We start from the raw sequence: 17,499 nt of genomic DNA, 5'->3' as shown, positions 1-17,499 counted from the left end.
TTCCTGGATTCATTAGATAATGACACAGGCAAGGTAACTAGTTTAGAAGAGTTATGGAGAATAAAATATGTTTGTAGATCAAGTAACGATAAATGTAAAAGCAGGAAACGGCGGTAACGGGATGGTTGCGTTCCGTCGCGAAAAATATGAGCCAAATGGCGGGCCTGCTGGTGGTGATGGCGGCCGTGGCGGCAGTGTGATCTTTAAAGTGAACACTGGCTTGCGGACGTTGATGGACTTCCGGTACAACCAAAAATTTAAAGCTGATAGTGGCCAAAACGGCGGCATCAAAGGCATGACTGGCCGCGGTGCAGACGATAAGATCGTTATCGTCCCACAGGAACCACCATCATTGATGACGAAACGAACGCGGTTATCGCGGACCTGGTTGATCCAGATGATGAGATCGTTGCCGTTCAAGGTGGTCGTGGCGGACGGGGCAACGTCCATTTTGCGACGCCGAAGAACCCGGCTCCCGAGCTTGCTGAAAACGGTGAACCTGGTCAAGAACGCCGAGTCCGACTAGAATTGAAGCTGTTGGCCGACGTGGGGTTGATTGGGTTTCCTTCGGCCGGAAAGTCAACATTGCTTTCAGTGATCACGGATGCCAAACCAAAGATTGGGGATTATCACTTTACAACGTTATCGCCAAACCTTGGAATGGTTCGCATTGATGTGGATCACGACTTTGCGGTGGCGGATCTTCCTGGGTTGATCGAGGGCGCCGCTAACGGGGTTGGCCTCGGTATCGAATTCCTACGCCACATTGAACGGACCCGTGTTCTGTTGCACGTGATCGACGTGGGCGGATACGAGCAACGCGATCCGTATGAAGACTTTTTAAAGATCAATGAAGAGTTAAAGAAGTATGATCCAGCGCTGTTGGACCGACCACAAATTGTGGTGGCGACAAAGATGGATCTCCCAGATGCTAAGGAGAACCTTGAGCAACTTAAGGCGAAGTTGGCTGACGACCATACGTTGCCAACACCACCGGTTGTGATGGCGATTTCGAGTGTCACTCATGATGGGCTGCAACCACTGATTGCTAAAACGGCTGAAATTCTTGACCAAACGCCAGCATTCCCTGTAAAGGGCTTGGATGATCTGGATGAAGCATTGGGTCTGCCGACCGAACCTGATAGCGACTTTACAGTTGAACAGGATGAAGACGGGACTTGGGTCCTTAGTGGTGAGAAGTTGGAACGCTTATTTAAGATGACCAACATGGACCACGAAGAAAGCACCCTTCGATTTGCCCGTCAGTTGCGGGGAATGGGTGTTGATGATGCGCTACGAGAAAAGGGCGCAAAGAATGGTGATCTCGTTCAAATTGATGACTTTACCTTTGAATTCGTTGAATAAGTAACACAATGAACGACATTAGGTTGTGATTAAAGGAGAACGGGGGAGAATCATGCAACAACAAAGTGGGAGCAAGCGGCTAAAACACAGCCGCTACATCTCAGGGTTTGATGGCATTAGAACGATTGCAGTTATTGGTGTTATTGTGTACCATTTGCTACCTTACAGCCTAAAAGGTGGTTATTTGGGGGTACCAATATTTTTCGTTGTGTCAGGATATTTAATTACGGATCTGCTGTTACAGGAGTACGAGCAAAACGGATCGATCGACATTTGGGCCTTTTATGGGCGCCGGATGAAACGCCTCTACCCGGCGTTAGTGACCATGGTCTTAACGACTGCAGCGTACATTACCCTGTTTCAGCGATCATTATTTGTGAATTTGAAGTCAATTATTTGGACAAATTTGCTGTACGTGTACAACTGGTGGGAAATTGGTCACGGCCAATCCTATTTTGACCGGTTTAACGGCGAATCACCGTTTACCCATTTATGGTCGCTGTCGATCGAAGGTCAATTCTATTTGTTCTGGCCACTGATTTTAATTGCGCTGCTCTATGTGTTCCATCAGCGTAAGACGATCTTTTATCTGGTCATCGGCGTGGCGGTTCTGTCCGCAATTGCGATGGCAGTTCTCTACGATCCTGCTAATACGAACCGGGTGTACTACGGGACGGATACGCGAATGTTTGCCATTTTACTGGGTGTCGGGCTGGCCTTTATGTGGCCCGCAACCAAGCTCAAAACGGAATTGCCAGATCAGGCACGCCGCGCTTTGAATATAACTGGTGCTGTGAGTCTTATCTTGATCGTGATCCTGTTCTTTAAACTTTCTGGTGAAACGAGCTTTACCTATCGCGGCGGCATGTTTATCTTTACACTGCTGTCAACGGTACTAGTCGCCACGGTCGCACATCCGGCAGGGGTTATGAACCAGGTGCTGACCAACCGGCTATTTGATTGGGTCGGGAAACGCAGTTATGGTATTTACCTGTACCAGTTCCCGATCATGATCTTTTATGAGGCACGGGTGACAAACATTGCCGCACATCCAGTCTTAAATGCGTTGATCGAAACCATTTTAATTTTAGTGGTGAGCGATCTGTCTTACCGGTACCTAGAGTCACCAACACGGCACTATCACTATCATGAATTGCCACAGTTGGTCAAAAACTGTTTTTCTCGCAGTCTCAATATGGTTGGAAACGGTGGGTCGCTATTCCGGCAGTCATGGTGACATTGATTGCCCTTTATGGTGCAGCAGCGGCGCCAAACCACTTACCAGCAAAGGATAACGCGCTTCAGAATCATATTCAGCGCAACCAAAAAACAGTGACGAAGGATAATGAGGCTGTTTTATCGAAGCAAAAAACGGCCCAAAAGAAGGCCGCTAAGCCGAAGACGGCGGCAAGTAAGTACGCCAAGGTTAAGCTGACGTCTAAGCAACGCAGTGTAGCAAAGGACTATGACCTGACCAAAACGCAATTGCTGACAGCAAAAAATATGCCGGTAACAGCGATTGGTGATTCGGTCATGGTCGACGTCTCAACGGATTTACGTCAGGTCTTTCCAAACACCTATGTGATGGCGAAAGTTGGCCGTCAAGTTTGGCAAGCACCGTCTGAGATCCACGGGTTAGAGGCAAAGGGCGCGCTGTCACAAAATGTGCTGATCAATTTGGGAACAAATGGCCCAATGACCACGCAGCAGATCAATGATGTGATTCACGCAATTGGTCCAAAGCGGCATATTTTCTGGGTAACCACGCACGTCCCAACAAGAAATTGGGAAACCCAAACAAATACAACGATCCACGAAGCAAGCAAGCGTTTCTCAAACGTGACAGTAATCGATTGGCACGGTTTGAGCGCCGACCATAAGAGCTGGTTCTATAACGACAATGTGCACCCCAACCCAACAGGGAATAGGTACTTTACGGCGTTGGTGGCGAAGCATATGACGGATTAAAGAGCGTGGAGGAAGGCGCTTAAGGGGCAGAATGTAAGGGGCTCTAACAGAAATGCCTGAACTTGGCATTTTTGTTAGAGTCCCTTACATGGCCGCCCCTTGCCTTCCGAAACGCGTTTCGGCAAGGTAGCCAAGAAAGGCGCGGCCTTCAACCAGATGTGGATTTGGTCCCGAAAGTGCCTTACATGCAACGCCTGCCTTCTGTACCGTGTTTTGGCAAGGCAGCCAAGAAAGGCACGGACTTATAACCAGATGTGGCTTGAGTGCCAGAACTGCCTAACATGCAATGTGTCAATTGTATAATCAGGTTCAACGAAACCATAAAACCACAAAAAGACCGGGAACGTCAATTCCCGGTCTTTTTGTGTCTCAATTATTCAAAGAATCTCTAATTCAATGCAACATCCAACGTCTTCGGCGACGAAGACCGTTTTTCACCATTAGCAGAAAAACTGCCGGAAAACTGAATGGCAAGTTTCGTCACAGTAGTGTCAGCGGTTCCCGTCAACACCATGGCGTGAAAGGTTCTTGTTTGGTGTGCCTTAATGGTCTGGCCAGCACTGCTGTCGCTGAGACCGCTGGCACTTGTTGCAGTATTGGTGCCGTTAAAGACAACCTTATTGATCCCATCAGTCCGAACATCTTGATCAAGCTGGTTGTTAATTTTAAAGTTGATCTGAATGGTCTGGTAGGGGTTAGCGATGGTGGTCACATTAAAGGCCTGTTCAGCCATTTGCTTAGCCGCCGACGTTTTGGCGCTGTTCGTGATCATCTTGGTACTGATCATTTGGTAACTTAATCCGGTACTAGCCGTTTTTCGAGTGGAGTTCTGTTTCTTTTTCAACGTTAACTTTGTGCCCGCTTTGTCGTACGAAAATTCACCTGGAATCGTGAGCAGGCCAGACTTAACATACGATTTTTTCTGTTTTTCACTAGCTGGTACTTGATAATTCTTCATTGTTGCAGCGGTGTTGTTAGACGACGACGCACTCGCCGCAGATTCTGCCTTTTTTGTTGAAGACTGGCTTGCCTGTGAGGATTGTGATCCCGACGAGGTTGCTTGACTCTTGGTGGATTGCTGGCAGCCGGCTAAGGAAATAGCGATGACGGCTAGACCGGCGACCCACAAGTGATTGCGATGACTCATGTGATGATTCCCCCTTATTTAAATAACAGCCATTTTTGACTATGGCGAAAGCCAAATAGTCGTTGCCCCTGATAAAAGAGGGTCGGCTGCCCCTTTAACTCTCTTGTTTGGTGCTTCAATGTGGCCAGATCTAAAGGCTCATGCCCGGCCTGACTGATAAACTGAAAGCCGTCATGATCCAGTGTGATGCGCGTAATCGGCACAATGGATCCTGATCCAAAGCAATCTTCAATGCGGGATCAAAGTGACTGGTCAGGATCTTTAATTCAATGACGTTCATGCTGGCCTCCTTGATATTGCTGATACCATGGTGTGTCGTATCTCATTATACCGTACTTTGGCAGAACCACCATCTTCGCAGTTCAGAAAGGAACAGCAAAGATTCCAATTTTAATCGACGTTAAAGGACGAAAATTAGGGTGGCATATGCTACAATTGTAAGGTTGAGGTGAGCGGTGGTGACGAACTGAAATGAACATCTCAGTTATGGCGACCATTGCGCTCACCTGCGGACTTAACATTAGAAAAGGACGACATAAATGCAAATAGAATTTTTAGGTACGGGTGCTGGTTCCCCGGGAAAATTTAGAAACGTCAGCAGTTTGGCACTTCGCTACTTGAAGAACGGAATTCAATTTGGCTGTTTGATGCCGGTGAAGGCACGCAGCATCAAATCTTACGGACGACCATTCGGCCACGTAAAATTGATAAAATATTTATTACCCACCTGCACGGCGACCATATTTTTGGTCTGCCTGGGTTGCTGAGCAGTCGCTCATTTCAGGGTGGCAACGAAAAATTAACGATTTATGGTCCAAAGGGCATTCGCAACTTTGTGTTGACGAGCTTAAAGGTTTCCGAAACCAAGTTGTCGTACTACATTGAATTTGTTGAAATTGAAAACGAAGGTGAAATCTATAGCGATGATAAGTTTACCGTCTATGCGCGCAAGCTGGATCATAAGATCGAATGCTTTGGGTATCGCATTGAAGAGCACGACCATCAGGGTGAATTGATGGTTGATAAATTGCGGGAGGACCAGATTCCGTCCGGTCCCGTCTACGGCCAGCTGAAAGCTGGAAAAACGGTCACACTGCCTGACGGTCGGGTGATCAACGGTCACGACTATATCGGGCACGCACAGAAAGGCCGAATTATCGCGATTTTAGGTGATACCAGACGGACACCGAATAGCAGTGTGTTGGCTGAAAATGCGGATGTGCTGGTGCACGAGAGCACGTTTGCGAAGGACGAAGCCAATTTAGCACATAACTACTACCACTCAACAAATATGCAGGCTGCAAATATCGCCCGTGACGGGCACGTTGGTCGGCTATTGCTCAACCATATTTCGGCACGTTATACCGGAAAAATGGCGTTAGAGCTTGAAAAACAGGCCAAGTCGATCTTTCCGCGGACGAAGGTCGTTAAGGATTTCGATTTAATCGATATTCCGTTTGATAAAGAACGTCAAACAAACTAGGGGGACGATGGGGTTGAAACGTCAAGGACAGTTGATATTAGGCATTATCTTGATTATCATTATTGCCGTTTTTTCGATTTTAAACGTGACACCGGTCCCAATCAATTTTGGTTCGTGACCGTTCGCTGGCCACTGGTCATTGTGTTGCTGGGTGCGGTGTTCATTGGTGCACTGCTGATGTTTTTGCTGACGACGGTGACGCATTTTCAAAAACGCCGGCAGGACAAACAGCAGCCTGATCAACCGGCAACTAAGCTTGAACCGGAAACTGTCAAACAGCATAACCGGCGTATTACTGGGGCGGTCGCTGAGCAAAACAAGGCGGCTCAAACAACGCAGGATCAAAACGAAAAGGATGACCGTAAGTGATCGAATCGCACTATGATTGGCAGGTCAAAGATGTTGACCAACCGACGGAAGCAGCCCAACAGGCCGCTGAACAACTGAAGATTGACCCGATGATCGCGCAAATTTTGATCAATCGGGGGTACGATACCATTGACACAATGCAGACGTTTTTGACGCCAGACCTGAGTCAATTGCACGACCCATTTGCGATGCACGATATGCAAAAGGGGGTCGATCGGATTCAAAACGCCATCATGAACGCTGAAAAAGTCACGATTTATGGTGATTATGATGCGGATGGTGTGACAAGTACGGCCATCATGTATGAAACGCTTGATCAGTTCGGTGCTAACGTTGACTACTTTATTCCCAATCGGTTTGTAGATGGTACGGCCCTAACACAGCAGCGTTTGAGCGGCTGATTGAAGGGGGTACCCAACTGATCGTTACCGTTGACAACGGGGTTTCTGGTCATGATGCCATTGCTCGTGCTAATGAACTGGGATGCGATGTGGTGGTGACTGACCACCATGAACTGCCTGAAACGTTACCGGACGCTGCAGCCGTGATTCATCCGCGGCATCCAGAAGGAGATTACCCATTTGGGGGGCTCTCCGGTGCTGGGGTGGCTTTTAAAGTGGCCACTGCACTATTAGAAGAGGTCCCACAGGAACTCTTAGATCTTGCTGCTATTGGGACGGTTGCTGACCTTGTGCCAGTCGTGGACGAGAATCGGGTCCTCGTTTCCCTTGGCCTTAAGATTTTAGCGCAAACGGATCGTTTGGGCCTTGTGAATCTGATGCAGGGCGCGGGCATCGATCCCAGCCAATTAACGGAACAATCCATTGGTTTTGGCATTGCACCGCGACTCAACGCACTGGGACGCCTAGATGATGCCGCCCCGGCCGTTGAGTTGTTAACGACCCTGGACGATGAGCGGGCAAGTGAGCTTGCGCAACTAACTGAAAAACAGAATAAGTATCGCCAGCAACTGGTTGCGGATATTAGTGAGACAGCTTTGACACAAGCACAGGATGCTGATCACCGCGACCACCCAGCATTGGTCATTACAGGTGAACACTGGCACGAAGGCGTTTTAGGAATCGTCGCCAGCAAGGTCGTTGAAACGATGGGGAAGCCGACCGTCGTCTTGAACGTGAATCCTGATAGCAATACCGCCAAGGGTTCCGGTAGAAGTGTGGCTGGTTTCAACTTATTTGAAGCCTTTGATGGGCACCGTGACCTGATGGTTGCCTTTGGGGGTCACGCTGGTGCCGTCGGAATGACGGCCAAAGCCGATCAGCTAACGGCACTTCAGACGGCGTTTGATGACGCTGCTGAAACGCAGCATCTCACTGATCAACCTAAGGGCCAGCTTAACGTTGCCGCACGGTTAACGGCTGACAAGGTGACGATGCCGTTGTATGAACAACTTCAGCTTCTCGCACCATTTGGTACCGATAACCCGGTCCCATTGTTTGCGTTCGATCCTGAAACCTTACAAAATGTGAAGGCCATCGGGGCTGACGGCAAACATTTGAAGTTTAAGGTCGAAGATAACGGTCAGGCGGTGGATGCCATTGATTTTGGCCAGGGTGCGCTTGCACCGGTGTTAGCCAGTGCGCCTGATCAAGTGAAATTGTTGGCACAGATCGACATTAATGTGTGGCAGGGCCGGACCAACATGCAGTTGATGGTTAAAGATATCGCTGTAACCGGCATGGTCGTTGAAGATAAACGGACTCAGCAGCTGCACAAAACGATGTTCAGTGAAGCTGGTACCTATGTCTTCTTTAATCAACGAGTCTACGAGCAACTCCGAACGCAATTGCCGCCAACCGCGGTAAGTATCGTTGTTACGGCTGGACAAGAAATTTCTGACCAAAAGATCAACACGCTATTTTTAGTGGATTGTCCTGCCTCAATTGCTGATCTACAGCGGGTTTTGGGCCATATTACGGCTGATCGAATCGTTGCTTATTTTTATCTTAAGCAAAGTCATTACCTTTTGGGGATGCCAGAACGCGCACAATATGCTAAACTGTTTAGGTTCGTTAAAACGCATCAAAACGTGGACGTTGGCAAACGGATGGCTGAATTAGCCGCCTATTTGAAGATCGACGCCAGTCAACTCGTTTTAATGCTTCAGATCTTTTCGGAACTGCACTTTGTAACCATTGAGAACGGTCAATTAACCCCCATTGCACAGCCGGCGAATCAGAAGATCGAAACGGCACCGAGTTATCAATCCCGACAAACCCAGATTGAAACCGAGAAACAGCTACTGTATAGCGAATCAGCGGTTCTAAAACAACTTTTGACGAGCTTTACAGCCGATAAATAAAGGAGTTTATTTAAAATGGCAATTGATTTAACCCAATACATCGCGACTGTTCCAGATTATCCAGAACCCGGCGTGATGTTCCGGGACATTTCCCCATTGATGGCAGACGGTGAAGCCTACCGTTATGCAACTGACCAGCTGGTGGACTACGCGCGTGGCAAGAACGTTGAAATGATTGTGGGCCCAGAAGCTCGCGGGTTCATCGTGGGTTGCCCAGTCGCTTATGAATTAGGCGTTGGCTTTGCACCAGCTCGTAAGGAGGGAAGTTACCCCGAGAGACTGTTAAAGCAACGTACAGCCTTGAATATGGTACAAGTGCTTTGTACTTGCACAAGGATGCAATCAAGCCAGGTCAGCGTGTCTTAGTGACTGATGACTTGTTGGCAACGGGTGGCACAATTGCTGCAACGATTCAATTAGTTGAAGACCTTGGCGGTATCGTTGTGGGAACTGCCTTTATTATTGAACTGAAGGACCTTCATGGCCGTGATAAGATTAAGGGGCATGATATTTTTAGTTTGATGGAGTATTAAAGAGTGTGGAGCAAGGCGGTTTGAGGGCGGAACACGTTTCGGCTCGAGGCTAATAGAAAGTAAAACAAAAAATGCCTAAACTGCCATTTTTCCCAAAGCCATGTTACGTGGCCACCATGGCTGCAGAACGCATTTCACCTCGACTGCTAGAAATCCAAATGCTAAAATAATCATTATCAAATTGAAAAACGTGAATAAAAAGTGTGGTAAGCTTACAAATCCTATTTGGACAAGTAGACTTACCACACTTTTTTGATAGTTTCATTCCCACATCAACACGAGACAGAATTAAAAACAAAAAAAGGTTTGACAACCACATCAAATGGTCGTCAAAACCTTTAAAAATATAAGGAGAGTACAGGATTTGAACCTGCGCGCCGGTATTAGCCGGTTCGCCGGATTTCGAGTCCGGTGCATTACCACTCTGCCAACTCTCCATTAACTAACAACACTAAATAATTATACCAAAACTGAGATAACTTGCAAGGGTTTTAGTCATCATTAACTATTGAGATTAACGGTTTTGACAAAGAGGTAAAGCGCGTCTTTTTTTTGAAATTAAATTATATTAATTACACTTCAGGCGCATTCACGGCCCACTGCGGTTTCTGCCCCCGAAGAACCTGTTCAATCATCTTGCAGCGCCCATAGCCATGCGTTGGTTGGATTCAACGGTGTTGGATCCAACGTGAGGGGTTACGAAAACGTTGTCCAAGGATAAAAGCGGATTGTCCGTGGTGATGGGTTCCTTCTCATAGACGTCTAAAGCGGCGCCTGCGAGCTTTTTCTCACGTAGGGCAGTTACTCTAGTGCTTTCTCGTCTACAATCGCACCACGGGCCAAATTAATTAGCGAGGCGGTGGGCTTCATTAGAGCGAGTGTTTCCGCGTTGATGATTTTCGTCGTTTCTGGGACAGCTGCGAGGTGAAGGGTTACAAAGTCGGCTGTCTTAAAGAGGGTGTCCCAGTCGACATATTCGCCATAGGCGGTCTCGTAGTGGGTCCGGTTATAGATCAAAACGGTAACGCCAAAACTGCTTAAAATTTTGGCGACTGCTTGACCGATATGGCCGTAACCAACAATACCAACTGTTGCCCCAATTAAATCATGCCCCATGATGTGGTAACCACCAGTCCAGTCGCCGGCGCGCAGTTTTTTTTGAAATGGCATCGAATTGCCGGGCCATCAGCATGATATCCAGAACAGCAGCCTCAGCAACACTGACAGCGTTGGCACCGGGCGTATTCGTTACCCAAACCCCTTTTTTCGCAGCAAATGCGACGTCAATATTGTCGTACCCAACACCGCGCCGAGCGATAATTTTTAAGTTGGGCATTTTATCGTACAACGAATTGGGAATTTTATTGCTGATCATCATGACGGCGGCAGCGTCCGGAGCAGTCGCTAGGATATTTTCTGCGTCTGGATTGTCAACGGTCAAGACTTCAAAGCCCTGCTTTGTCAGGTAATGGTCGGTGAGGTCGTCTGCCACGGCAGGCATAATTATTTTTTCGGTCATATTACGCATCCTTTTGCCTAGATGCGGTTCAAGAATAGCACTGTTGATAGCGATATTGTTGAAGTGAACACACCTATAGCGATATTTAAGTTCAGTTTAGTGATTAGTGATTGTCACTATTATAATAACTTCGATGGCCTTAAAACAAGCTTAAATCAGCATTCTATTAGGCAAAGTACGGCTTGATTGAAATACTGTCTCAACTGGCAATACCAGTACAAAACACCTCTTGAAATTTAGTAGAAACCGGCATAAAATGACATAATAACTTGAGTACAATGGGACTCATGTTAGGTAAATAAATGGTTAAGCGTGTTCACCGGTGTGGTGGGCGCGCTTTTTATTTAGCATGGGTTGAAAAAAGGGATTCGGCGAGTTGTTTTGCCAACACAAAAGTTAATATTGCCAAAAAACAAGATGATAGCGCTTTAAAAGTCGAAAATTATCGTACAAATTGTTTACAAATAAATTTATTGGGTGTATTCTTGTCAACATACTTTCCAGTACGAACGTACTTATTCTCAACTACCAAAAGATGTCGATTCCCGTGAGGAATGGGCTTTTTTTGTGTCATCAAAAGAATATGTGCATAAAAAACGTCTGAGATCATCTCTCAGACGTTGGTGGTGAATTTAGCTGGCATGGGGCATCGTTTTTGGATTAGACGTCAGTCGTTCATATACGTAACTAATATCATCCTTGTGATAGACGCCGTAAATTTCACCGACTTTAGTGAAGTTCATTTTATCGATCAGGTGTTGCATGGCCTTATTATCGGCGTGGGTATCAATGCGAATACTATCGATTTCAGGGTGGTTGGCCTCAACGTGACTGATCACACTTTCAAATAGTTGCGTTGCATAGCCTTTGCCACCGTGGTTTGAATGGATAGCGACCCGGTGAATCACCAGGTAGTTGTCGTTATGATTCAGCCAGTCGCCCGTCATGGTATCGTATGAATGGTCTGGTGCTGTGACGATTGCGATCGCCCCAACTGTTTGGTTATCGTCGGCATGGGCAAGATATGCAAAGCCGTGATTGATGTCGTCAGTGATTTGGTCAGCGGAAGGGTAGTCCCCCTGCCACTGGTCGACACCTTTTTCCGCGAGCTGATCACGCCCGTCACTTAAAATCGCCATGATATTGTCTAAATCGGCGATGGTTGCTTTTGTTAATTGCATTTGTAAACACTCCTTTGCAAAGAAATCACATGCTCTAATGTAACTGATTCTGAGCGGAATTGCTAGCGTTAATGACTCGAGATGATGAAAATTTCATAAACGAGACAGTTTACTAATAACTGTCTGTTTTTCTCGTTGGCGATAGTGTTCCAAATTGGGAAAATAATGGGATGAAAACGTGGGCATTTACATTGCTATTCTGGCATTATTTGGTGATAATAACACTATAGGATGAAACAGCGAGAACAGACACCCGGCGGCAGTACCTACCGAAAGGAGTCATGATAATGTATCAACACATTTTAGTCCCCTTAGATGGCAGTGCAAATTCAAATCAGGCGCTTCAAGAAGCTATTGAACTAAGTCGTGTTTTTGGCGCGAAACTAACGTTACTGACAGTGGTGAACAATAGTAACTGGATTGCAGCGTCAGGGAGCATTGCAACAGATATTACAAAAGATTATCGTGAGCGGGCAGAAAGATTACTCGCTCAAGGCGGGCAATCACTGATAAGGCCGGTATTCAGACAACGAGTGTGATCAAAACGGGTATCCCGAAAAATGTCATTGTGGATTATTGTCAGAGTGAAGACATTGATCTGATCGTGATTGGTAAATCGGGGGCGGATGCAATCAATCGGTTACTCATTGGATCGACCACTGCCTATGTGGTGCGCCACGCCACTGTTCGGGTGCTGGTGGTCAATGCGCAAGAAGATCCGGAGGCGTAACCAACAGCAGGGACAACCAATAAGCAGCTTTTCACATTGCCCACCAGGATACCGTGTAGTCGTGACTAAAGCTAAAAAATAAGACTCAAAAATGATCCAGCTCGACGGCCAAAAGGGGTGTCAGCTGGATCATTTTTAGGTGGTTATTTAGGGTCAAAATTAGATTTAAAAATATAGCCACATGAAGGACAGTGGTTGATGCCGTGATAGATTGTCATTGGACGGCGACATTGTGGACAGGTGCCACGAACGCCTCGTGCGATTTTTTTAAAGGTCGATTTCTTTGGTTCTTCGGTCATGGTAATGAGGACCTCCCTTTATGTTCAGTATACGCTTCAACGCAAGATAACGATAATAATTGCTTGATGGTTATTGCGGTGAGTATTGCTAATAAAAGGAAAAAGGCTGGTATCAGGAATACCAGCCTTTTTCACTATTGCTATATACAATTAATTTAATGACGGTTCTTTCTTGCTGCCGACAACTCATTAAGGGCTTGAAGAACCTGTTGCTGTTGATCATAATCGAGCTTTGTAAAGGCATCGATAAAGGTACTGTACGTTGTTTCAAAGCTGGCATCTGCCATAAGTTACAGCCTCCTATTTGAATTAGCCAAGGAGCAGTTGGTGCGCGACCTTGATCTGTGGTGAGTCACCCTGATGTTCAGCGACAACTTGAACGATTGCTTCCTTCGAGGGGACTTTTAGAACGTGTTCATCTTCGCTGGAAGCAAAATTGATCGTAGCGAGACGGTATTTGTCCGCGTCCATCGCGTCGTCAATATCACGGATGAGGTTGAGCGCTGGTTGGCCAGACTGAAAGAAAATATGCTGTGAGGCGAACCGTTGGTAGGAGACGCTGCCGACTTGGGTGATACTTTTGTGTTCTTCGGGATCGGCCAAAATAATCTTGTACGAAATGGTGACCGTTTCGTGCGTCACACGATTACTAAAGTTAATAGTGTATTGATTCAACGTGATCCCTCCAATACGGTTAGCGAATGCGAGTGCTTAAAGTGTCTTGACGAATTGCTTGTCAGTTAATGCCGTGATGACTTCTTGTAGCTGCGCATCGTCACCTTCAACGCTGATCTCAACTTCGGCATCAGCTGGAACACCCAGACTCATGACACCCAAACTGCTGTTAGCGATAGTGGTGGTACCGTTATACTTGAGCATAATCTTAAAGGTAAACTTTGATAATTCATTGGTAAGTTGGTTAACAGTGTCGCCAGTTAGGCCACCGTTAGCAATGACACGTACTTTTGTACTTTTCAAATTGAACACCTCAACATTCTCAAATTGGTTGTGTAATCGCTACACACACTCTAAATTTAATATAATGACGCTTTCATTAACAAGTGATTTGGATTAAAGTCTGACACTTGTTTAATTGACGATGGGGTTAAACCCGTTGTAGGTCACAACTAATCCAAGCCAAACCGCTCCGAATAAAAACAAGGAAGACGGCAGCTACAAGCGATAACGCGCGCAACCAGTGCCGCAGTGAAGACTGTTCTGCATAGTGCGCACCAACTAGCCCGCAGACGATGATTAAAACAGCAATTAAAATATTATAAGTGTTTGAAGTTAGAAGTCTCACAGGACACATCCTCACATTAAGTGTTAAAGTTATTCTAGCATGGTGAGCTGACATTACAAGTCGCGATTCGGGAGGAAAACGAATGCGGTTTTCAGAGTTAACACCAATTCAATTAAACTTAATCTCACAGTCATCTGTATATAGCAACTCACAGGATAGGCCGCACTTGCATGACTGGCAAATTGATTGGCGTCGGTTATACACGCTGGTCAATGATAATTCAGAGCAATTATTAGAAGTTAAGGCTGGTCTGGCTGAAGACTGGGTGCGCACCCACGGGACCGTTTGGGATGTCACCCAGGGCTTTCATCGGCGGCCCAATGACAGCTACGATTATGATGACACCGTGTTTTGGGGGTATTCGTCATGGGCGACCCCAGCCATAGTTGTGACATTTGCGGATGAACGAGAGGCAGCATTTGCGCTTTATACGCACGGAATGGATTATAATTATCATTATTTAGGATATGGACAATTAGATTAAAGGAGCACAGAACATGCAAGTAGGAATTGATCAGATTGGCTTTTATGCCCCAAACCAGTATTTAGACCTGACAGCGTTGGCGCAGGCCCGCAATGAAGATCCCAATAAGTATCTCATTGGGATCGGCCAGAGTGAGCAGGTTGTGATTCCAGTTACCCAAGATGTTGTGACTATGGCGGCGAGTGCAGCCAGCCAGATCATAACAGACGATAATCGCGATAAGATCGCAATGGTGATTTTTGGCACGGAGTCGGGTATTGACCATTCAAAATCGGCAGCGATGTATGTGAAACGGTTGTTACAGCTGCCAGACCAGATCAGAGCGATTGAGGTCAAGCAGGCTTGTTATGGGGCGACCTTTGGTGTGCAAACAGCCAAGGATTTCGTCCGGGCCAATCCGGATAAACAAGTGCTCGTTATTGGCGCCGACATTGCGCGTTACGGTTTAAATACGCCTGGTGAAGTGACCCAGGGTGGTGGGGCAGTGGCCATGACGATTGCGGCTGACCCACAAATTTTGGCGCTTGATGATGCGACTAGTTTTCGTTCTGAAGACGTCATGGACTTTTGGCGGCCATTATACCGGACGGAAGCCCTAGTAGATGGACGTTATTCGGAAAACATTTATGTCGATTTTTTCAAGGCGGTCTTCCACGACTACTGTGCACAAACTGGCCGAACGATTGCGGACTTTACAGCACTGACCTATCATTTGCCATTTACAAAGATGGGATTGAAGGGGTTACGAGCAGTCTTGCCTGAGGCTAGTGAGCAACAACAAGCAATATTAAAGGCAAACTTTGAAGCGAGTCGTGCCTATAACCGGCGGGTCGGTAATCTCTACACAGGGTCATTATATTTAAGTTTAATCTCGTTACTCGCTAATGCTGAATTAACGGCGGGCGACCGGATCGGGTTATTCAGCTATGGTTCCGGTGCTGAGGGTGAGTTCTATAGCGGTACGTTGGTTCAGGATACGCCACAGTTAAACTTGCGGAATTGGTTTGACGCCTACTTTAAACAGCGTCGTGAATGTTCCGTGGCAGCATACGAACAACAATTTCAGCAGCAGTTGCCCGCGCATGACGTGTTGTTAGATACCCGAGCTGATGATGCCAGATTCGTGTTGACCGGCATCAGGCATGACCAGCGCCAGTACGTTGATCGGCAAGCATAATTAAGACAGTAAAAAGACTCTAGCCGTCAAACGATGGCTAGGGTCTTTTTAAGGTGTAAGTCAATTTATTGAATGTGGTCACGATAAACGCCAATGACCTTACCCAAAATGGTGACACTGTCCAAAATAATGGGCGCCATGGTGTCGTTTGCCGGTTGCAGACGGTAGTAATTCTTTTCTTTGTAGAACCGCTTGCAGGTCGCTTCATTATCCTCAGTCATGGCGATGACAATGTCGCCATTATCTGCGCCTGATTGTTTTTTAACGATGACCTTATCGCCATTTAAAATAGCATCGTTGATCATTGACTCCCCGCGAATCGTCAGCATAAAGAGGTCACTGGCCTCGTCTTCAAGTTCGTCAGGAATGGGGAAGTAGTCCACTGCTTCTTGGACGGCCAAGATTGGCTGTCCAGCAGTAACGGTACCAAGCACTGGAATCTTTGTTGGGGTCAGTTGGATACCTAGTGCGTCGATCCCCATATCGGTGACTTCTAGTGCCCGGGGCTTGGTCGGGTCTTTAATGAGGTACCCCTTTTTGGTGAGGCGGGCAATGTGGCCGTGGACGGTCGATGTTGAGCTAAGGCCAACAGCTTCCCCGATTTCTCTAACGGTCGGCGGGTATCCGTGTTCCTGTGTTTGGTCATAAATATATTGCAAAATGGAGAGTTGTTTTGTCTCTGAAGATTTTGTCATGAGTTTACCTCGAAGTTCGTTGTTTTATTGTGTTTATTGTACCATGAAACCCATTCAACTTCAAACAAACGTTCGGTTATGGCAAATACGGTTAACTTCTGGCAGAATCGGGGGGCATTTCAATTGTTAAATCGGTCAAATGCTGGTAGAATATGAAACTGCGTGTAAGGAGTGATCATATGGCAGATGATGAAATGAAAAAATTAATTGCTCGGATCAATGAGTTGCTAAGAAGGCCAAGGAAGACGAGCTTACTGAAGTTGAAGAAATCGAACGCAAAAAACTACGAAAACGCTATTTAGAGAAGTTCCGTGAATCCTTTAAGAGTCAGATCGAAATGGTTCGGGTTTTCGATAAGGCGGGTAAAGAAGTCACACCGGAAAAGGTCCAAAAAATCCAACGCAAAAAGGGCTTACGTGACTAAATTTTGAGAACTTTCCAGAACCGCTTTTCATTTCAGGCGGAATTGTGTAATATTGTTTAAGGAAGTTTTAAAAAAGGAGGCACATCCGCTTGTCAACTGGTATTTGGATATTGATCGTTGCAGTCGCACTGATCGTTGGTCTTGCCGGTGGGTTATTTGGCGCACGGCGCTACATGGAAAAGTACATCAAAGAAAACCCGCCATTTAACGAAGATCAACTTCGGACGATGATGATGCAGATGGGACAACGCCCGTCTGAAAAGAAGCTGCGTCAGATGATGAACAGCATGAAACAACAAGACACAAGTAAAAAATAAGTCGATAATTGAGTCAGGACCGGTATTCGGGTCCTGACTCTTTATTTTGAACGCGGGAAAAATTTTCGCGCAGCGTCTATGGCACCTAAGATTGAAATCCCGACCCAAGTTGGATTTTGGTGTTAGGTGCCTTATATTGCCGATTGCGTCTTTGTTTCATGCCTAGGTTATCAAGGGCTAGT

16 protein-coding genes, 1 tRNA gene and 7 pseudogenes are annotated in these 17,499 nt (G+C 46.5%); 12 read left to right on the top strand and 12 right to left on the bottom strand.

Annotated elements, in window-relative coordinates:
- Positions 1-67 precede the first annotated feature (67 nt).
- The 3 genes and pseudogenes from obgE to JCM11969_RS18520 all read left to right on the top strand — a co-directional run bounded on the left by obgE (position 68) and on the right by JCM11969_RS18520 (position 3,333).
- Positions 68-1,365, top strand: a pseudogene (obgE, locus tag JCM11969_RS02350) (GTPase ObgE).
- A gap of 52 nt (positions 1,366-1,417) precedes the next feature.
- The gene (locus JCM11969_RS18525; RefSeq protein WP_225353095.1) at positions 1,418-2,602 is read left to right on the top strand and encodes an acyltransferase family protein; all 1,185 of its coding nucleotides are present in this window, start codon (positions 1,418-1,420) and stop codon (positions 2,600-2,602) included.
- Positions 2,596-3,333: an SGNH/GDSL hydrolase family protein gene (locus tag JCM11969_RS18520; protein ID WP_225353094.1), complete on the top strand. Its 738-nt coding sequence runs from the start codon at positions 2,596-2,598 to the stop codon at positions 3,331-3,333. Before JCM11969_RS18525 ends, JCM11969_RS18520 begins: the two co-directional genes overlap by 7 nt.
- A gap of 388 nt (positions 3,334-3,721) precedes the next feature.
- Here JCM11969_RS18520 and JCM11969_RS02340 read toward each other — a convergent pair whose 3' ends face one another.
- Both JCM11969_RS02340 and JCM11969_RS17525 read right to left on the bottom strand, forming a co-directional pair.
- Complete coding sequence (locus JCM11969_RS02340; RefSeq protein ID WP_054707755.1) at positions 3,722-4,480, bottom strand: hypothetical protein; 759 nt, start codon at positions 4,478-4,480, stop codon at positions 3,722-3,724.
- 130 nt (positions 4,481-4,610) lie between these two features.
- Positions 4,611-4,760 (bottom strand): hypothetical protein, encoded by a 150-nt coding sequence (locus tag JCM11969_RS17525; protein WP_156319233.1) that lies wholly within the window; start codon positions 4,758-4,760, stop codon positions 4,611-4,613.
- A gap of 259 nt (positions 4,761-5,019) precedes the next feature.
- Here JCM11969_RS17525 and rnz point away from each other — a divergent pair.
- The 4 genes and pseudogenes from rnz (at position 5,020) to JCM11969_RS02320 (ending at position 9,188) form a co-directional block, all read left to right on the top strand.
- Positions 5,020-5,963, top strand: a pseudogene (rnz, locus tag JCM11969_RS02335) (ribonuclease Z).
- 114 nt (positions 5,964-6,077) lie between these two features.
- The gene (locus tag JCM11969_RS02330; RefSeq protein ID WP_054707752.1) at positions 6,078-6,332 is read left to right on the top strand and encodes a lipopolysaccharide assembly protein LapA domain-containing protein; all 255 of its coding nucleotides are present in this window, start codon (positions 6,078-6,080) and stop codon (positions 6,330-6,332) included.
- A pseudogene (recJ, locus tag JCM11969_RS19570) lies at positions 6,329-8,655 on the top strand (single-stranded-DNA-specific exonuclease RecJ). The gene JCM11969_RS02330 and the pseudogene recJ overlap by 4 nt, the downstream one beginning before the upstream one ends.
- A gap of 15 nt (positions 8,656-8,670) precedes the next feature.
- Positions 8,671-9,188, top strand: a pseudogene (locus JCM11969_RS02320) (adenine phosphoribosyltransferase).
- A gap of 349 nt (positions 9,189-9,537) precedes the next feature.
- Here the strand turns inward: JCM11969_RS02320 and JCM11969_RS02315 are convergent.
- The 5 genes and pseudogenes from JCM11969_RS02315 to JCM11969_RS02300 all read right to left on the bottom strand — a co-directional run bounded on the left by JCM11969_RS02315 (position 9,538) and on the right by JCM11969_RS02300 (position 11,888).
- A tRNA-Ser gene (locus JCM11969_RS02315) sits at positions 9,538-9,625 on the bottom strand.
- Positions 9,626-9,819: 194 nt separating this feature from the next.
- A pseudogene (locus JCM11969_RS20195) lies at positions 9,820-9,936 on the bottom strand (phosphoglycerate dehydrogenase); the annotation flags it as partial.
- 53 nt (positions 9,937-9,989) lie between these two features.
- Positions 9,990-10,304: an NAD(P)-dependent oxidoreductase gene (locus tag JCM11969_RS19565; protein ID WP_054707749.1), complete on the bottom strand. Its 315-nt coding sequence runs from the start codon at positions 10,302-10,304 to the stop codon at positions 9,990-9,992.
- Positions 10,294-10,707: a Rossmann-fold NAD(P)-binding domain-containing protein gene (locus tag JCM11969_RS02305; RefSeq protein ID WP_054707747.1), complete on the bottom strand. Its 414-nt coding sequence runs from the start codon at positions 10,705-10,707 to the stop codon at positions 10,294-10,296. The genes JCM11969_RS19565 and JCM11969_RS02305 overlap by 11 nt, the downstream gene beginning before the upstream one ends.
- A 632-nt stretch (positions 10,708-11,339) precedes the next feature.
- Entirely contained in the window at positions 11,340-11,888 is a 549-nt protein-coding gene (locus JCM11969_RS02300) for a GNAT family N-acetyltransferase (protein ID WP_054707745.1), read from the bottom strand.
- A gap of 287 nt (positions 11,889-12,175) precedes the next feature.
- Between JCM11969_RS02300 and JCM11969_RS20650 the strand changes: the two are divergent.
- Positions 12,176-12,618 (top strand): annotated as a pseudogene (locus tag JCM11969_RS20650) (universal stress protein).
- A gap of 143 nt (positions 12,619-12,761) precedes the next feature.
- On the opposite strand, the gene JCM11969_RS16920 reads toward JCM11969_RS20650, so the two are convergent.
- The 4 genes from JCM11969_RS16920 to JCM11969_RS02285 form a co-directional block, all read right to left on the bottom strand.
- On the bottom strand, positions 12,762-12,917 hold the full coding sequence (locus JCM11969_RS16920; RefSeq protein ID WP_082409133.1) for a 50S ribosomal protein L4: 156 nt from the start codon (positions 12,915-12,917) through the stop codon (positions 12,762-12,764).
- 155 nt (positions 12,918-13,072) lie between these two features.
- Positions 13,073-13,204: a hypothetical protein gene (locus JCM11969_RS19550; protein ID WP_263849985.1), complete on the bottom strand. Its 132-nt coding sequence runs from the start codon at positions 13,202-13,204 to the stop codon at positions 13,073-13,075.
- 22 nt (positions 13,205-13,226) lie between these two features.
- The gene (locus JCM11969_RS02290; protein WP_054707741.1) at positions 13,227-13,592 is read right to left on the bottom strand and encodes a hypothetical protein; all 366 of its coding nucleotides are present in this window, start codon (positions 13,590-13,592) and stop codon (positions 13,227-13,229) included.
- A 36-nt stretch (positions 13,593-13,628) separates the two neighbouring features.
- The gene (locus JCM11969_RS02285) at positions 13,629-13,895 is read right to left on the bottom strand and encodes an HPr family phosphocarrier protein (protein WP_054707738.1); all 267 of its coding nucleotides are present in this window, start codon (positions 13,893-13,895) and stop codon (positions 13,629-13,631) included.
- A 407-nt stretch (positions 13,896-14,302) separates the two neighbouring features.
- On the opposite strand from JCM11969_RS02285, the gene JCM11969_RS02280 reads away from it, so the two are divergent.
- Both JCM11969_RS02280 and JCM11969_RS02275 read left to right on the top strand, forming a co-directional pair.
- The gene (locus JCM11969_RS02280; RefSeq protein WP_054707735.1) at positions 14,303-14,704 is read left to right on the top strand and encodes a hypothetical protein; all 402 of its coding nucleotides are present in this window, start codon (positions 14,303-14,305) and stop codon (positions 14,702-14,704) included.
- A 13-nt stretch (positions 14,705-14,717) separates the two neighbouring features.
- Positions 14,718-15,881 carry a hydroxymethylglutaryl-CoA synthase gene (locus JCM11969_RS02275; RefSeq protein ID WP_054707732.1) on the top strand — a complete coding sequence of 388 codons (1,164 nt, stop codon included), beginning with the start codon at positions 14,718-14,720 and terminating at the stop codon, positions 15,879-15,881.
- 65 nt (positions 15,882-15,946) lie between these two features.
- On the opposite strand, the gene lexA is transcribed toward JCM11969_RS02275, so the two are convergent.
- Positions 15,947-16,576: a transcriptional repressor LexA gene (gene lexA, locus JCM11969_RS02270; RefSeq protein ID WP_054707729.1), complete on the bottom strand. Its 630-nt coding sequence runs from the start codon at positions 16,574-16,576 to the stop codon at positions 15,947-15,949.
- A 179-nt stretch (positions 16,577-16,755) separates the two neighbouring features.
- Between lexA and JCM11969_RS02265 the strand changes: the two are divergent.
- Both JCM11969_RS02265 and JCM11969_RS02260 read left to right on the top strand, forming a co-directional pair.
- Positions 16,756-17,000: pseudogene (locus JCM11969_RS02265) on the top strand (DUF896 domain-containing protein).
- A gap of 83 nt (positions 17,001-17,083) precedes the next feature.
- Complete coding sequence (locus tag JCM11969_RS02260) at positions 17,084-17,317, top strand: YneF family protein (RefSeq protein ID WP_173585410.1); 234 nt, start codon at positions 17,084-17,086, stop codon at positions 17,315-17,317.
- Positions 17,318-17,499: the final 182 nt, after the last annotated feature.

The organism is Secundilactobacillus paracollinoides DSM 15502 = JCM 11969, from assembly GCF_001311135.1.
GTDB classification, from domain to species: Bacteria; Bacillota; Bacilli; order Lactobacillales; family Lactobacillaceae; genus Secundilactobacillus; species Secundilactobacillus paracollinoides.
This window is presented reverse-complemented; position numbering and strand designations above follow the sequence as displayed.

What these genes read in the sequence shown, in the direction of transcription:
- JCM11969_RS02280 (WP_054707735.1), top strand. Translation starts at nt 14,303, where the DNA reads ATGCGGTTTTCAGAGTTAACACCAATTCAATTAAACTTAATCTCACAG.
- JCM11969_RS16920 (WP_082409133.1), bottom strand. Translation starts at nt 12,917, where the DNA reads ATGACCGAAGAACCAAAGAAATCGACCTTTAAAAAAATCGCACGAGGC.
- JCM11969_RS02300 (WP_054707745.1), bottom strand. Translation starts at nt 11,888, where the DNA reads ATGCAATTAACAAAAGCAACCATCGCCGATTTAGACAATATCATGGCG.
- JCM11969_RS02305 (WP_054707747.1), bottom strand. Translation starts at nt 10,707, where the DNA reads ATGACCGAAAAAATAATTATGCCTGCCGTGGCAGACGACCTCACCGAC.
- JCM11969_RS02340 (WP_054707755.1), bottom strand. Translation starts at nt 4,480, where the DNA reads ATGAGTCATCGCAATCACTTGTGGGTCGCCGGTCTAGCCGTCATCGCT.
- JCM11969_RS02275 (WP_054707732.1), top strand. Translation starts at nt 14,718, where the DNA reads ATGCAAGTAGGAATTGATCAGATTGGCTTTTATGCCCCAAACCAGTAT.
- lexA (WP_054707729.1), bottom strand. Translation starts at nt 16,576, where the DNA reads ATGACAAAATCTTCAGAGACAAAACAACTCTCCATTTTGCAATATATT.
- JCM11969_RS18520 (WP_225353094.1), top strand. Translation starts at nt 2,596, where the DNA reads ATGGTGACATTGATTGCCCTTTATGGTGCAGCAGCGGCGCCAAACCAC.
- JCM11969_RS19565 (WP_054707749.1), bottom strand. Translation starts at nt 10,304, where the DNA reads ATGGGGCATGATTTAATTGGGGCAACAGTTGGTATTGTTGGTTACGGC.
- JCM11969_RS17525 (WP_156319233.1), bottom strand. Translation starts at nt 4,760, where the DNA reads ATGAACGTCATTGAATTAAAGATCCTGACCAGTCACTTTGATCCCGCA.
- JCM11969_RS19550 (WP_263849985.1), bottom strand. Translation starts at nt 13,204, where the DNA reads ATGGCAGATGCCAGCTTTGAAACAACGTACAGTACCTTTATCGATGCC.
- JCM11969_RS18525 (WP_225353095.1), top strand. Translation starts at nt 1,418, where the DNA reads ATGCAACAACAAAGTGGGAGCAAGCGGCTAAAACACAGCCGCTACATC.